General features: G+C 45.8%; 8 protein-coding genes and 1 tRNA gene. All 9 read left to right on the top strand.

All coding sequences use genetic code 11. The annotated features are described in order from the left end of the window. The first annotated feature begins 255 nt into the window (after positions 1-255). The 9 genes from QUB51_RS09275 to QUB51_RS09235 all read left to right on the top strand — a co-directional run bounded on the left by QUB51_RS09275 (position 256) and on the right by QUB51_RS09235 (position 16,355). The gene (locus QUB51_RS09275; RefSeq protein ID WP_333055653.1) at positions 256-3,777 is read left to right on the top strand and encodes a calcium-binding protein; all 3,522 of its coding nucleotides are present in this window, start codon (positions 256-258) and stop codon (positions 3,775-3,777) included. Positions 3,778-4,159: 382 nt separating this feature from the next. Continuing rightward, positions 4,160-4,231: transfer RNA gene (locus tag QUB51_RS09270), tRNA-Gly, on the top strand. Between the two features lie 54 nt (positions 4,232-4,285). Further along, positions 4,286-5,233 carry an oxygen-dependent tRNA uridine(34) hydroxylase TrhO gene (trhO, locus tag QUB51_RS09265; protein ID WP_333207872.1) on the top strand — a complete coding sequence of 316 codons (948 nt, stop codon included), beginning with the start codon at positions 4,286-4,288 and terminating at the stop codon, positions 5,231-5,233. Between the two features lie 227 nt (positions 5,234-5,460). Continuing rightward, positions 5,461-6,117: a glutathione S-transferase gene (locus QUB51_RS09260; protein WP_333260766.1), complete on the top strand. Its 657-nt coding sequence runs from the start codon at positions 5,461-5,463 to the stop codon at positions 6,115-6,117. 394 nt (positions 6,118-6,511) lie between these two features. Further along, the gene (gene dpdE, locus QUB51_RS09255) at positions 6,512-9,916 is read left to right on the top strand and encodes a protein DpdE (protein WP_333231645.1); all 3,405 of its coding nucleotides are present in this window, start codon (positions 6,512-6,514) and stop codon (positions 9,914-9,916) included. Then, positions 9,906-10,055, top strand: a complete 150-nt coding sequence (locus QUB51_RS09250; RefSeq protein WP_333055649.1) for a hypothetical protein — start codon at positions 9,906-9,908, stop codon at positions 10,053-10,055. Before dpdE ends, QUB51_RS09250 begins: the two co-directional genes overlap by 11 nt. A gap of 352 nt (positions 10,056-10,407) precedes the next feature. After that, positions 10,408-12,336, top strand: coding sequence for a response regulator (locus tag QUB51_RS09245; RefSeq protein WP_333260769.1), 1,929 nt, complete (start codon positions 10,408-10,410; stop codon positions 12,334-12,336). 146 nt (positions 12,337-12,482) lie between these two features. After that, positions 12,483-15,917, top strand: coding sequence for a PAS domain S-box protein (locus tag QUB51_RS09240; RefSeq protein ID WP_333260773.1), 3,435 nt, complete (start codon positions 12,483-12,485; stop codon positions 15,915-15,917). A gap of 57 nt (positions 15,918-15,974) precedes the next feature. Next, complete coding sequence (locus QUB51_RS09235) at positions 15,975-16,355, top strand: response regulator (RefSeq protein WP_333055646.1); 381 nt, start codon at positions 15,975-15,977, stop codon at positions 16,353-16,355. Positions 16,356-16,375 lie beyond the last annotated feature (20 nt).

Here is a 16,375-nt window from a genome sequence, read left to right as displayed (position 1 = left end):
ATTTGCTTTTTTTACATCTTTCAAGTTTACCCTCTTTGTGGCGGGTTTTATCTCAAAGTGCTGTAAGTCTCGTTATTTTGTGGTGAACAGAGGCTATAAATCATAGCATCTTTTGTCGCCAATGAAACAAATTGTGCAAAAAAAAGTTTTTTGGAAAATTCGCATAATTTTTGGGAAAAAGCACTGATAGATAATTAGGGTGTAGTAGCTAAGTAAAATTAGCCCTCGCCTGTTTACCGTAAGCAGGAAAAAAACGTGGCAGTATTGACTGGTACATTGACAAATGACAATCTTATCGGCGGGCCTGAGAATGACAACATCTCAGGGCTTGAGGGCAATGACACTTTAGTTGGCTTAGAGGGCAACGACACCTTGCTAGGCGGTGCAGGAAACGACAACCTCAGTGGAGGTGGGGGCAATGACTCCCTCCTTGGCGGTGACGGGGATAACACCCTGGATGGGGGTATCGGCAATGACTTTCTGAGTGGAGGTTTCGGCAAAATTAGTCTGGCTGGTGGCGATGGAGATGACTCGCTGCAAGGCGGCGGTGGCTCTAGCATTTTAGATAGCGGTGCGGGCAATGACCGCCTCTTTGGTAGCTTCAATAGCCTCCTCTTAGGAGGAGACGGCAATGACTATCTCAGTAGCGATCGTGATAGCACCTTAGAAGGGGGTGCTGGCGATGATACGCTTGCCGGATTTGGCAGTGGGAGGGTGGCGCGAGGTGGTGCAGGCAACGATCGCTATCTCCTGCGGGATTTTAGCCAGAATCAACTGCAAATTCAGGATACAGGTGGCATCGATCGCTTAGACTTTGTTGATGATTTTGGCATCGATATCAGTACCAGTCCTACCCAGTCCCTGTCGTTGTCATTGTCATCGGGAAATATAGGCTTGACTCGACAAGGCACTAATTTACAGATTGACATCAACAAAGATGGGATCGTCAGGACTACTGATGACATTGTAATTTCCGACTTCTTCGGTGCATCGGCGACTGTCGAAGGTGTTGGCTTCATCGAAACTGTGGGCAACCTCACTGGTGCGGCAATTCTCGCTGCTAATCTCACTGAGGCTACGGCTGCACCCGGAACCAATGCAATCACTGGTACTCCCGGCGATGATAACCTCACAGGCACTGTCGGCAATGACAACATTACAGTGCTTGACGGTAATGACACCATCGCTGGCTTAGATGGCAACGATACCTTGTTTGGTGGTGCAGGAAACGACAGCCTCAGTGGAGGTGGGGGCAATGACAGCCTGCTTGGTGATGACGGCAATGACACCTTGGATGGGGGTGTCGGCAATGACTTTTTGAATGGAGGTTTCAGTGGCAAGGATAGTTTGACTGGTGGCGATGGAGATGACACGCTCCAAGGCAGCAATGACGCCTCTTCAACTTTGGATGGTGGTGCGGGTAATGACAGTCTCTTTGCTAACTTCCCAAGCCTCCTATTAGGGGGAGACGGCAATGACTATCTCAGTGGTACTGGTGGTAGCACCTTAGAAGGAGGTGCTGGCGATGATACGCTCTCTGGATTTGGCAATGTGTTGCGAGGCGGTATAGGTAACGATCGCTATCTCATGCCGGATAACGGGAAGATTCCACTTCAAATTCAGGATACAGGTGGCATCGATCGCCTAGATTTTGTTGACTTCAACGGTAATATCAGTACCAGCCCTGCCCTATCCCTGTCGTTGTCATCGGGAAATACAGGCTTGACCCGACAAGGCACTAATTTAGTGATTGACATCAATCAAGACGGGATAGTCAGGGCTGGAGAGGAGGTGGTGATTTTAGACTTCTTCGGTGCATCGGCGACTGTCGAAGGTGCTGGCTTCATCGAAACTGTGGGCAACCTCTCTGGTACTGCGATTCTCGCGGCTAATCTGACTGAGGCTACGATAGCACCCGGAACCAGTGGCATAACGGGAACAGCAGGCAACGATAACCTCACCGGCACTGCGGCTAATGACAACATCTCAGGGCTTGAGGGCAATGACACCATCAGTGGCTTAGATGGCAACGACAGCTTGCTCGGCGGCGGAGGAAACAACAGCCTCAGTGGCGGTGGCGGAAATGACAGCCTTCTTGGCGGCAATGTCGATGACACCCTGGATGGAGGTATCGGCAACGACTTTCTGGATGGAGGTTTCGCTGGCAAAGACAGTCTGGCTGGTGGCGATGGAGATGACACGCTGGTAAACGGCTTCAATTTGGATGGCGGTGCGGGTAATGACAGCCTCCTTGGCAGCTTCCAGAGCCTCATCTTAGGAGGAGATGGCAATGACTATCTCAGTGGTAGTAATGGTAGCACCTTGGAAGGGGGTGCTGGCGATGATACGCTCTATACCAACTCTGGCAATGGCAGTGTGATGCGAGGCGGTGCAGGTAACGATCTTTATCAAATCCGACAGGATCAGGGAACAAATCAAATTTCGATTCAGGATACAGGCGGTATCGATCGCCTAGACTTTGTTGATTTTAACGGTAATGTCAGTACCAGCCCTACCCTGTCACTGTCGCTGTCATCGGGAAATACAGGCTTGGCCCGCCAAGGCACGAGTTTAGCGATCGACATCAATAAAGACGGTGTAGTCAGGGCTACGGATGACATTGTAATTTCCGACTTCTTCGGTGCATCGGCGACTGTCGAAGGTGTTGGCTTCATCGAAACTGTCGGCAATCTCGCTGGTAGCGAGATTCTCACAGCTAATTTACCAGAGGCGACTGCGGAACCCACGGCGCCAACACCTACGGCGCCAACACCCACGGCGCCAACACCCACAGCGCCAACACCCACGGCGCCAACACCCGCCGCGCCGACACCCGCCGCGCCAACACCGGTTGCACTCCCACCGCTGCCACCCACACCGACACCCACACCGGTTACGACGCCCACACCGGCTACCACACCCACACCCGTTTTCACTCCCGCGCCAGCTCAGACGATCGCACTTCCGATCGCACTCACATTCACCAACCGGCCCGCACCAAGCGAATTGCCACAGATTCTCGGCACCAGCGGCAACGACGCGATCGTTGGCAGCGAAGCTAACAATATCTTGTATGGCAACCAGGGCAACGACACCGTGGGAGGCAATGGCGGCGACGACATCCTATTTGGCGGCAAAGGTGATGACGGTGTATTCGGCGATGCTGGCAACGACCTCTTGTTTGGCAACCTCGGCAACGACACCCTTGTCGGCGGCGACGGTGCAGATACCGCATTAGGTGGCAAAGCTGACGATTTGATATTTGGCGGCGCTGGTAACGATGTCCTCGCAGGCGAACTCGGCAACAATACTTTACTCGGCGACGAGGGTAGCGATACTCTGTACGGCGGTGAAAATAATGATGTGTTGTTTGGCGGTAGCGGCAACGATTTCCTCTACAGCACAAAAGGTAACGACATCTTCGTTGGTGTTGACTACACTGCTGCTAATCCTGGGCTGGGCGAAGTCGATACGCTGATTGGCGCTGAAGGCAATGATACTTTCTTGCTGGGAGATGCCACCAAGTTCTATTACAACGATGGCAACGATACCGGCACTGGCGCAGGCGACTACGCTTTGATTGTCGGTTTCAACCCCATCGAAGATATCCTCCAACTTCAAGGTGCTCCTAGCACTTATCAGTTAGGTGAGTCTCCCGCAGGATTGCCTGCTGGAACCGCTATCTTTAAGAAGACTTCGGGATCGGATGAATTGATTGCGATCGTCCAATCAGTTTCTTTCCTGGCTATTGACAGCAACTCTTTGCGCTTCGTCTAAGGGCAAAGTTCGATTCCCCTCGATCGATCGGCGGTTGAAACCGCTTCTTGTCAAACGAAGTCCCTCTCGCTTGAGACTAATAAATTTAAGTTAGATTAAGTCCTGCCTTTGGTGCAGGACTTTTTTTGTGCGGTGGATGGGCGATCGGCGATCGCAAAATGGACACAGGACTTACGCATGGGGCTCAGAAACCGGGTTTTTTACGAAAATACTTTGTTGAAACCGCTAGATTTGGTAAAAAACCCGGTTTCTTTGGTCGGAGTGCCTAAGTCCTGTTACACTCAAAATCGCCTGATCCAAATCAGAAAATAGGTGTATAATGTTTTATAGTCGTTTTTGAGCGTAATTGCTACAAAGTAAAAACAGCTAAAAAACCCTAAGCGCGGGCGTAATTCAGTGGTAGAATGTCAGCTTCCCATGCTGAACGTCGTGGGTTCGAGTCCCACCGTCCGCTTTGACTGAATTTTCATATAATTATGGAAATTAATTAGTGCTATAAATTCAATCTATGGCTTATTTCTTAACCGCTGCTTTATATAAGTTCGTTGAACTACCTGATTTTGCTGAGCTGAAAGCACCGCTACTCGATTGTTGCAACAACAACAACGTTAAAGGCACTATCTTGCTGGCCCAAGAAGGCATTAATGGCACTATTGCCGGCTCGTCCGAGGGCGTACACGCAGTGCTGGCATTCTTGCGTAGTGACCCGCGTTTTGCGGATCTGGTACACAAGGAATCTTTCTCGGAAAAAGCACCTTTTTACCGCCTGAAAATACGCTTGAAGCGCGAAATAGTCACGATGGGAGTACCGGACATTAATCCCCGCCTCATGGCGGGCAAATATGTTAAGCCTGATGAGTGGAATAAGCTGCTTGACGATCCCGATGTTGTCGTGGTTGATGTGCGTAACGATTTCGAGGTATCTATGGGTACTTTTGAAGGCGCTATTAATCCAAAAACAAAAAGCTTTTCCGAGTTACCTGAATGGGTGCGGCGGGAAACAGCTTTACGCAATAAACCCAAGGTGGCAATGTTTTGTACGGGTGGTATTCGCTGCGAGAAATCGACTGCTTTTTTGCGTAGTCAAGGTTTTGAGGAAGTCTATCATCTCGAAGGCGGAATTTTAAAATATTTGGAAACGGTGCCGGAAGCAGAAAGTCGTTGGGAAGGTGAATGTTTTGTCTTTGATGAACGGGTTTCTGTTGGTCAGGACTTAAAGCCGGGTAACTATGAACTTTGTCGCGGTTGTCGTCACCCGATTAGTCAGGAAGATAAGGCTTCTGAATTATTTGTACTTGGTGTGAGTTGTCCTCATTGTCATGACTCAAAAACAGAAACCAAAAAACAAGCTTTATATGAACGTCAACGTCAGATTGAGCTTGCTAAGCGTCGCAACCAAGTACATATAGGCGCGCGCTACGATGGGAAGGAAAAAGTAGATGAAGCCTGCGACTAATATAGCAATCCTAAATGAGTCGTAAATTTTTTACCCCACCCCAGCCCTCCCCTTACCAAGGGGAGGGAGTTAGAAATTCACAAATGATTTAGGATTGCTATAGTATTAAAACTAAAGTCCAAGAAACCCGGTTTCTACGAAAAATCTTGTTTGACGACGAGAAATATCGAAAGAAACCGGGTTTCTGACCCGACAAACCCGATCGCGCGATCGACTAAACATATAACATGTCAGCAACATACCCGATTTTGTATTCCTTTCGCCGCTGTCCCTATGCTATGCGCGCGCGCTTGGCCTTGATGGTTAGCAATCGGGTGTGTGAGTTGCGGGAAGTTGTTTTGCGAGACAAACCACCAGAGATGTTGGAGGTATCTGCCAAAGGTACTGTACCAATATTGATTGATATTGACGGGCGTGTACTCGATCAAAGTATCGATATCATGTTGTGGGCATTGAGACAACACGATCCTGAAAAATGGTTGATGCCACAGCAAGGTTCTGTTACAGAAATGCTGGAACTAATTGCTCTATTTGATGATAGGTTTAAATATCATCTTGACCGTTATAAGTACCCGGATCGTTATCCCGGTGTTGATGCCCAAGTACATCGTTATGAAGGTTCTTTATATCTGGGCCGACTAAATGCACAGTTAAGCGCGACTAAATATTTATTTGGTAACAATGTAGCATTGGCTGATATGGCGATCGCACCTTTTGTGCGTCAATTTGCTCATACAGATCAAACTTGGTTCAACGAACAGCCTTGGCCGCCGCTACAAGCTTGGTTAGCAGCCTTCACAGACTCGGAAATTTATAGCAGTGTTATGCAGAAATATCCGAAATGGGAATCAGGTAATCTAGGCGTTATTTTTCCTTCCTCGTAATTAGTTATTCAGGACTTAGGCACTAAAGGGCGTTGAATCAAGGGTTTGAGATTGTTTCACTACGTTTTCTGCGAACATAAAATCGTAGTAGGTGCGTCAGTCCTATTATACTTATTCGCTGTCAGCATATTTATTCAATGCCCAAAATGTTAGTTACCATGCTAAACTTATTGTTTTCCGAATGCCAGATTGACCGAAAGCATCGAGGATACCCGCCACGTGATTCATTCCTTCGGAGACTCAAGACGGAGAAATCAAAAACGTGTATCCGATGAAACTTGCCGAACGTATTTATCCGTGGTGTCAATGCTTCAAATCTAAAATCTAAAATCTAAAATCTAAAATCGATTGACTGTCATTTGACTAGAAAAGTGACGGCGGCAAAAATCGCATTTTGCTAAAATTTTTAACGGAAAAGGATTTACTGTATTCTAGTAAGTATTGTCAGGCTGAAATTATGATTGATGTTGGTTCATTAGTTCGATCGCCCAGAAACGATTTGGGAGTCGGAAAAGTTGTCGAGGTATCGCGTATCGAGGCGGTAGTTGAATATTTTTGCTCAGTTAAAAATCGCATCCGCAAAACCGTGCCCTTAAGTCTACTGCAAGAAGCTAGACTTCAACGCCAAACCCGCTGCTACCTCTGGAGTACAACTCAGGAAAGATGGATAATTGGGCGAGTTTATGATTGGGATGAAGATAAATTAGAGTACGAAATTGACCTCCCCGACAGCCAAAGTTTGCAAGCTGTTGAAACCGAACTTTACGTTCGCTGCAATATCCCGATCGCCGATCCGATCGACATTTTAGCAGTCAAAGGCCAAGAAACGCCGTATTTTCACGATCGCCGATTGGCATTTGTTCAATCTGCGATCGAACAGCGGGCCGTCAGCCGGGGCATGACAGGTTTAATTTCTGCTAACATAGACCTCTATCCGCACCAAGTTGAAGTCGTCCGGCGCGTCCTAGAAGACCCAATCGTGCGCTATTTATTGGCAGACGAACCAGGACTCGGAAAAACAGTAGAAGCCGGGACAATTCTCCGCCAATTTCTGCTAGATGAACCCAACGGACGCGCTGTGGTACTCGTTCCGAAATACTTGCTCGAACAGTGGCGGCAGGAGTTGGAAAATAAATTCTATTTGTCTCATTTTGCTGACAGAGTGCAGCTTGCTGCTGTTAGCGACATCAATCAAATTAGCCGCAATGCTAATCTAGATTTTCTGATTGTGGATGAAGCGCATGATGTGGCGGCAATGGCACATTCGAGCGATCGTACTCAGCAGCAGTCCTTTGAACTCTGTCAGAAACTAGCTCAGAAAAGCAAAAATGTATTGTTATTATCTGCAACGCCAGTTATCGGCCATGAGCAAGATTTTCTAACGATGCTGCACTTGTTAGATCCGACAACTTACCGTCTTGATGACCTGGAAAGCTTTAAGGAACAGGTGCAAAACCGTCAAGAAATCGGCCGCGCTTTGCTGGATTTCCGAGAAAATGCCAAGCCTGCTGTTTTGCAAACAAAACTCGCTCAACTTCGCACTATTTTTGCCAAAGATGATTATTTAATCGGATTGGCAACTGAGTTAGAAAGTTGTTTGAAAACTAAAGAAACCGCAGAACAGGCTCGCCTTGTCCAAGCTATTCGTACTCACGTTAGAGATACCTACCGCCTGCATCGTCGCATCCTTCGCAACCGCCGGGATGCGGTTGAAGATGTGATTTTCGATCGAGATTCTGTCCCCAAAACTGAGTACGATCTGAATGATGAACAGTGGTCGGAAATTCAAAGCGTACTCGATAAATGGCGCACAGTCGCTCCCAAGTCGAGCGAATATCAGAGAATTTTTCTGCTGTTTTTCCGCGCTTCTGGTACTTGGCTGAATGTTTTAGAACGGGTTGTCAAAGCTCGCTTGCAGAAAAAATCGACTCCTGAACTCGATCGCGAATTTGGACAAAATGACACGGCAATTTTGACCAAAACGGAGCTGTTTCCCGAAGAAAGGGAAATGCTGGAAACCTTGCTCAATACCCTGGAAAAGCCCCAGGAAGGACTCGATCGACTGAGTTTGTTACGAATCGCCATTCTCCGATTTTTGGCAGTTGCTTTGAAGGTTCCGCGCGAGTATCACAGCAAACCTCGCGATTTGCTGTCGAGAATTCAACAGCAAATTAAACGGCCGATTCCGGGCGAACGTTTCCCGAAAATTGTGATTTTTACCAGTTTTACTGCAACTTGTAAAGAGATTGCGGAAAATTTAGCTAAAATCTTTGGTAAAAATGCGATCGCCAGCCATGACACGAGCAAATCGGCTGATGATGTTGAGGCTAGTCTCAAGCGGTTTAAGACTGAACCCCATTGTTTTATCTTAGTGTGCGATCGATCGGCTGAAGCAGGGGTAAATCTGCAATTGACAGATTGGTTAGTTCACTTCGATTTGCCGTGGTTTCCCAACCAGTTAGAACAAAGACTCGGCAGAGTCGATCGCATTGGCAGCAAAATGGGAGTGCAATTTTGTTTGTTTGCAGGCCCGGATTTGCCGGAGAGTCCCCACGAAGCTTGGTTTCAAGTTTTAAAAGATGGGTTTGATATCTTCAACAAATCTATTGCCAGCCTTCAGTTTTATGCTGAGGAAAAACTTCTCAAACTAGAAGAAAAGTTGTTTGCTGAGGGAGGCAAGGGCTTATCCAGCGAAATTGAAGCGATTAAAACAGAAATCGAACAAGAGAAAATCAAAATTGACGAACAGTACGTTCTCGATGAAATTGATATTCTTGATGACAGTGCATCTCAGTATTTTGAATCTCTCGACAACTGCGATGCTAAGCATAAAGAAATGCAGCGGGCTACTGAAGGTTGGTTGTGTCAAGCTCTTCACTTCAAACAAATTGAACATCCGAGTGTATCGGGGTTGATGCGCTATAAACCTACTCAAAAAACGTTAATTCCCTCGAAGGATTTGATGACCAGATTGGTTCCTTATTGCCAGCAATATGGTAGTTACAATCGCCGTATTGCTTATCAGAATGCTGATGTGGCTCTTTACCGCATTGGTGAGGGATTGATCGATGCACTTGGCTCTTATATTCGCTGGGACGATCGCGGTCAAGCTTTTGCCATGTGGCGGCATGATGAAAGTTGGGATGCGGATCCTGGGAAGGAGTGGTTCGGCTTTCAGTTTAATTATTCAATCCAGACTGATGTGCAGCCTGCCCAGCAAATTTTGCAAGCACAAAATATCGAAAATTACAACTTGAAAGCTTTGCAGCGCCGCGCTGATGCTCTGTTTCTCCCAATTTTTGAAACTGTGTTTGTAGATGCTCGCAGCGAGCCGATGTCTCTGGTGGAAAATGCGGAAATCCTGGCGATTTTGCAGCGGGATTATAAGGGGAAAGGCGGGCCGAATCGGGATTATAATTTGTCTAAAAATCGCACGTCGCTGATTGACATTTTTGTCGATCCGCTAGAATGGGATGATTTTTGTCAAAAGGGACGGGTTGTATCGGAGGAATTGCTGCGCGGGCGATCGGCTTTTGTGGAAATGTGCGATCGATCTGCTGTCACTGCTGCTATCCAACTCGAAAACCGGGTGAATCAATTGCAATTGCGATTGAATCGACTTTCTAAATCCGAACAACTTTTAGAATCGGTTTTGGCTGATGAAATCAATACCGAAAGTTTGTTGAGTCAAGCGGTTTTAGCTGGTATTCGCCGCCCGCACATGACTCTTGAGTCTGTTGGGTTTATTGTGATTTCTGGGCGTCCTCCTGCTGCTGTAAAGTCGGAGGATGAAGGATAATTTGTTTGGGAGGGCGATCGCTCTTTTTGGGGCGATTCCCTTCGGGATAGCTTCGCTTCACGCTTTTTTTGAACTGCAGATGCAGGCGGATAAACGCGGATGGACGCAGATGAAGGAAGGGGCGATCGGTTTTATCTAATACCAATTTTGTATGAGTCTGCACATATCTCGATCCCCCCTTTGTAGGGGCGGTGCTACCCCTACTCCCCGTGCCCGCCCCTACATAGGGTGGGACAAGATTCTTCTCGAAGTCAACCCCTACTCTCCAACAATCAGGGGGAGTAGGGGGTATGCCAGGGGGATCGAGATATGTGCAACTTCACATTAAATTGGTATAAACTGCAGAAGTGACAGCAATTTTGAGGCGATGGGACTGCAAAAATGGTAAGATAAAAGGAGTAGTAATAAGTAGCAGTTATTTAGTAAAAAGCCACGCTTCGGCCTGACATTAAAGCGCGTCGATCGCATGGCAATTTAACCGCACAGCCAAAATGAAGAAGTCTCCGATAAAAATTCTGCTCGTAGAGGACGATGGAGGGCTGAGTGCAACACTGGCAAATGTGTTGGAAGCAAATCATTACGGCTTCGATCGGGCAAATGACGGACAAGTTGGCCTAGAGTTGGCAGCAGCAATTGAGTACGATCTAATTGTGTTAGACGTGCAGGTTCCCAAACTCGATGGAATTAGTCTATGTCGGCAATTGCGATCGCAAGGCTACTGCAAACCGATCCTGTTAATGACGGCAAAGGATTCAGATGCGGAGGTGGTGGCTCTTTTCGATGCGGGAGCCGATGATTACATCAGCAAGCCTTTTGCTACGGAAGTATTACTGGCAAGAATCCGAACTTTGTTGCGACGCAGTAAAGCACTTTCCCCAGGAGGTTATACTCCGAATTCAGCGGCTAATACATTGACTTGGGGAGAGCTTTGTTTAGATTTAGAGTCTGGTAGAGTGACATTTTGCGAAGAAATAATTTCACTGACACCCACAGAATATAATCTGCTGGAATTATTACTGCGGAATCCCGATCGCATCTTTAGTCGCAATGCTATTTTGGATCGTCTGTGGGGATTTGATGACGCACCCACAGATCGCGCCATTATCACTCATATTAAGGATCTCAGAAAGAAACTGAAGGCAGGTGGCTTAACTGAAGAAATCATCGAAACAGTTTATGGCATGGGCTATCGACTGAAACCTTACCCTCAATCTGCGTCGTCTTGTTCAAATAATCCTGGGAGCGATCGCACTCACAAACATCAATCTCGTGGGGTAGATAAGTCTGAGAGCGACAAAGTTTTAGAGCGGTTTCGGGGAAGCTTCAACCAACAAATTTCTGTATTGGAGCAGGCAAAAACTGATTTATTAGCAGGAAAGTTAGAAACTGAATTACAGCAAGTGGCAAAACATGAAGCTCATAAATTGGTCGGTTCTCTGGGGTCTTTTGGTTATCCCGAAGGCTCGAAATTTGCACGCTATGCAGAAAATTTGCTCATAAACGATCGCTCTTTGACTGCTGAGGAAATTACTCGATTCTCGGAATTGGTGACAGGATTACAGCAGGAATTAGCCAAAACACCTATTAGAGCAACGGCTGCACCAGTTTCTAATATTTCAATTTTTAACTATCGGGTTTTGGTAGTTGATGATGATGCTGCATTAACGGAGCGATTGAAAGTAGAATCCGAAACTTGGGGATTTCGGATCAAAATTGCGCCGAATATTACTGCAGCCCGATCGCGTCTTGCTCTGTCAATGCCGGATGTGATGTTACTTGATTTAAGTTTTGCAGAGACAGAGGAAGATGGATTGACGCTACTGCGAGAACTGACCGAGCGATCGCCTAACCTGCCTATAATTGTCTTTACCGGACGAGATAGTCTTCCCGATCGCTTAGCTGTATCGCGCTTAGGTGCTAAGCAATTTCTCCACAAACCTGCAACCACCGAGCAAATTTTTCGAGCGATTTCCCGTGTTTTACCCACTCCCAAAACTTCTGAAGCCAAAGTCTTAATCGTAGATGATGACCCTGTGATCCTGGTTACATTATCAGCGTTACTGACTCCTTGGGGAATTGAGGTGACAACCCTCAAAGAACCACAGCAATTTTGGGATGTGTTAATTAGCACAGAGCCCGATTTAATAGTGCTGGATCTAGAAATGCCGATCGTCAGCGGCTTAGAATTGTGTCAAGTCGTTCGACAAGATATCCAATGGGAAAATTTACCGATTTTGGTGGTGACAGCCCATACCGAGCCAGAATCTCTGCAACAAGCCTTTGCAGCGGGAGCCGATGATTTTATTACCAAGCCGGTACTAGGGCCTGAATTAGTCACGCGGGTACTCAGCCGAATCAGGCGCAGTCGTCCTTTACTTAAACCGAGAAATATAGGACTTACGCATAGCCTGAATATATAGTCTTTTGTAGGGGCAAACCCCCCGTGGTTGCCCCCATACCTGGGATGATTGCGTAAGTCCTCAAATACTTAAATATAACTTACCCACGAGGGCTAAAAACCCAGTTTCTGCCTCAATCTAAAAAATTTAATTAATTAAGTAGATCGATGATAGAACCTACTGATGAAAATTATGGGAAAGGGCAAGAACAGCCACAGCAAATCCTGGCTAAAACAGCACTTTCTCCCTCCGAATCCCTCAAACTAGAAGATATTCTCAACACTACGGTAACGGAGCTCAGAAACATTCTGCAATGCGATCGCGTAATTATCTTCCAATTTGCTCCCGACTGGAGCCCAAAAGTGGTCGTAGAGTCAGTTGGTTCAGAATGGACACCAATCTTATCCACTCAGATACAGGAGCCTTGCTTGGTTGAAAGCTATATCGAATCCTTCAAACAAGGCTTATTCACATCTAAATCAGATATTTATACTGCCGGAATTGATACTTGTCACCCGGACTTCCTGGCCAATTTTCAAGTTAGAGCTAACCTGGTTATTCCTATCCTTAAGGGAGAAGAACTTTGGGGATTATTGATTGCCCATCACTGTGCAGCACCTCGCGAATGGCAAGCATCAGAAATTGAACTCATGGGACAGCTAGCAACTCAAGCTGGAATTGCCATTCAGCAAGCTGATTTATTTGAGCAAGTACAAATGGAAGTGAGAGAGCGCCAACAAGCAGAAATTGCTCTACAACAACTCCATACTGAACTCGAACAACGAGTCATAGAACGGACGGCAGAACTCACTGAAGTCAACCATAGCTGCCAACAATATATCAATCAAGTTGAAGACCTCTATAATAATGCTCCCTGTGGCTATCATTCCCTAGATGCTGCAGGAACAATAATTATGATTAATGATACGGAACTGAAGTGGTTAGGCTATACCAGCGATGAAATTGTATACAAAACTAAATATGTTGATTTAATGACACTTGAAAGTAAAAATATTTTTCATCAAAACTTTCCCTTATTTAAAAAACAAGGCTGGATCGAGAATGTAGAGTTTCAGATGTTGAAGAAAAACGGAACACCCATGTGGTTCAACTTAAATGCTACAGCAATTTATGATGAAGCAGGTAACTTCATGATGAGTCGTTCTAGCGTATTTGATATCACCGATCGCAAACGGACTGAAGAAGCATTCCGCCAATATGAACGCATCGTCTTCAATACAACAGATGGGATTGTGTTGATGGATCGCAACTATATTTATCAAATAGTCAATCAAGCTTATTTGACTTGGTGCAACAAATCTGAAAGCGAAGTTATCGGAAATTATGTTAGGAATATCCTGGATGCAGATGTGTTCGATAATATGATAAAACCTCGGTTAGACAGATGTTTGGATGGCGAAACAATTCAGTATGAAAACTGGTTTACTTCTCCCAATTTAGTCAGGCAATTTTTGAGCGTTACTTATACACCTTTACGTGATACAGGCGAAAATATTGTCGGGATAATCGTTATTCTGCGCGATCTGACTAAACTTAAACAAGCCGAACAAATGCTGGAGCTTCAGGCTGTCATTACCCGCAACATGGCGGAAGGCATTTGTTTAGTAAGAGCAGATAATGCAGTTATTGTCTATGCCAATCCTAAATTTGAGCAGATGTTTGGCTATGACTCTGGCGAACTCAACGGTCACCACGTTTCGATTCTCAACTATGCCACCGAATCGGTCAGCCCTGAAGAGGTAAATCAAGCCATTCGATCTGCTGTTTTACAAAGGGGTGAATTTAGTTATGAAGTCCAGAATGTCAAGAAAGATGGGACTCCATTTTGGTGTAGTGCAACTTGCTCTGCATTCAATCATTCCGACTATGGCGATGTTCTGGTGGCCGTTCATCAAGATATCACAGTAGCGAAGCACCTGGAAGAAGTTCGACAAGAGGCGGAAGCAGCCTTACTACAGAAATCCCGAAAGGAAAATTTGCTCTGGAGGATTACTCAAGGGATTCGCCAATCTTTGGATCTGAATGCGGTTCTAAATACTGCTGTTACTGAAATCAGGCAGACATTACAAACCGATCGCACTGCCATTTACCGCTTTAATCCTGATTGGAGTGGTGATTTTGTTGTGGAGTCAGTTGGTGAGGATTGGGTACAACTGATAGGAAGCGATCTTCAAAAAAATTGTGCAGATACCTATCTGCAAGAAACTCACGGCGGTCGATTCCGAAATAATGAAAGTTTTGTGGTTAATAATATTTACTGCGCTGAAATTCAACCATGTCATATCGAGCTAGTGGAACAATTGCAAGCAAAAAGTTATGCAGTTTTTCCGATATTTTTGAGAGAAAATCTCTGGGGTTTGTTAGCTATTTACCAAAATACGGCACCTCGTCAATGGCAATCGTGGGAAATAGAATTACTTGAACAGATTGCCAGCCAATTGTCGATCGCCATTCAGCAATCCAAACTCTACCGACAACTTCAGGTCGAACTGCAAGAACGTCAGCAAGCCGAAGCCACGATCCGAGAAGCCGAACGACGCTGGCGATCGCTCTTGGATAACGTGCAGTTGATTGTTGTCGGACTTGATATAGAGGCAAATGTCAATTATGTCAATCCTTTCTTCTTAAAAATTACGGGATATACTAACCTAGAAGTTATCGGAAAAAATTGGTTTGAAAACTTCTTACCCGGTTCTCTTCAAGAATCAGTTAAAATTGTTTTTTCGGAAGTTTTAGGCCATAAATTTCATCCTTATTATCAAAATTTTATCTTGACAAAATCTGGTGAAGAACGGTTCATTGCTTGGAACAATACCATGCTGCAAGATTCAGAGGGAAACATCATTGGAACTATCAGCATTGGGGAAGATATTACCGAACGACAAAAGCTCGAACACATTAAAAATGAGTTTATTGGCATTGTCAGCCATGAACTTCGCACTCCTTTGACAGGAATTCAAATGTCCTTGGGACTAATAAAAAGTGGGGTTTATGATAAAAAGCCGGAAAAATCTAGACGCATGATTGAAATCGCCCTCCTCGATACCAATCGTTTAGTGAACCTGGTTAATGATATTTTAGATTTGGAGCGCCTAGACTCCGGGCGGGCAATTGTGGAAAAAACCGTTTGCAAAGCTGCCGATTTGATGCAGCAAGCGGTAGATAGCACTCAGGCGATCGCTACTCAACAGCAGATATCATTAATCGTTACCCCCACGGATGCAGAAGTCTGGGCAACAGGAGATGCGATCGTCCAAACCTTAACAAATTTGCTCAGTAATGCGATTAAATTCTCACCTGCCGATTCCACAATTCATCTGAGTGCCGAAAACCAGACAGACTTTGTGCTTTTCCAAGTTAGCGATCGCGGGCGAGGCATTCCTGCAGATAAACTAGAACTCATTTTTGGGCGATTTCAGCAAGTCGATGCCTCCGACTCCCGTGAAAAAGGAGGCACAGGTTTAGGTTTAGCAATCTGTCGCAGTATAGTGGAGCGGCATGGTGGCAAAATCTGGGCCGAAAGTATCTTAGGTGAAGGCAGCACATTTTGCTTCACCCTACCCTTAGCCACAGTTGAATAACGCTTAGATTCATCTGTACCGTCAATCCCAAATCCAAAATCTGCAATCCCAAATCCGATGACACACAGACAAATTCTAGTTGTTGACGATGAAGAACACCTTCGGGAACTTGTGCAAGCCTGCTTAGAAGATTTAGGCGGATGGAAAACAGTGGGGGCACGATCGGGAGAGGAATGTTTACAAATACTGCAAACAGAACAACCCAATGCTATTTTGCTGGATGTATCTATGCCGGGAATGGATGGGTTTGCTGTGTACGAGATCCTCCAATCCGATCCGATTACTCGATCGATTCCAGTGATTCTGCTGACAGCGAAAGTTTTGCCCAGCGATCGGGCTAAATTTGCCCAAATGGCGGTAGCTGGGGTAATTGCCAAACCCATCCAACCCATCACTTTGACGGAAGAAGTAGCAGAGATTTTGGGATGGAATGAATAAATTTTACCATTTTTGTGAAT

It is taken from the genome of Microcoleus sp. AT8-A3 (assembly GCF_036705675.1).
Taxonomy (GTDB): Bacteria; Cyanobacteriota; Cyanobacteriia; order Cyanobacteriales; family Microcoleaceae; genus Microcoleus.
The sequence above is the reverse complement of the archived record's forward strand: the minus strand, read 5'-3'. Positions and strand labels throughout refer to the sequence as shown.

Bases quoted from the DNA above. Each gene is read 5' to 3' on its own strand.
- QUB51_RS09260 (WP_333260766.1), top strand. From the start codon at position 5,461: ATGTCAGCAACATACCCGATTTTGTATTCCTTTCGCCGCTGTCCCTAT.
- QUB51_RS09235 (WP_333055646.1), top strand. From the start codon at position 15,975: ATGACACACAGACAAATTCTAGTTGTTGACGATGAAGAACACCTTCGG.
- QUB51_RS09250 (WP_333055649.1), top strand. From the start codon at position 9,906: ATGAAGGATAATTTGTTTGGGAGGGCGATCGCTCTTTTTGGGGCGATT.
- QUB51_RS09245 (WP_333260769.1), top strand. From the start codon at position 10,408: ATGAAGAAGTCTCCGATAAAAATTCTGCTCGTAGAGGACGATGGAGGG.
- QUB51_RS09240 (WP_333260773.1), top strand. From the start codon at position 12,483: ATGATAGAACCTACTGATGAAAATTATGGGAAAGGGCAAGAACAGCCA.
- trhO (WP_333207872.1), top strand. From the start codon at position 4,286: ATGGCTTATTTCTTAACCGCTGCTTTATATAAGTTCGTTGAACTACCT.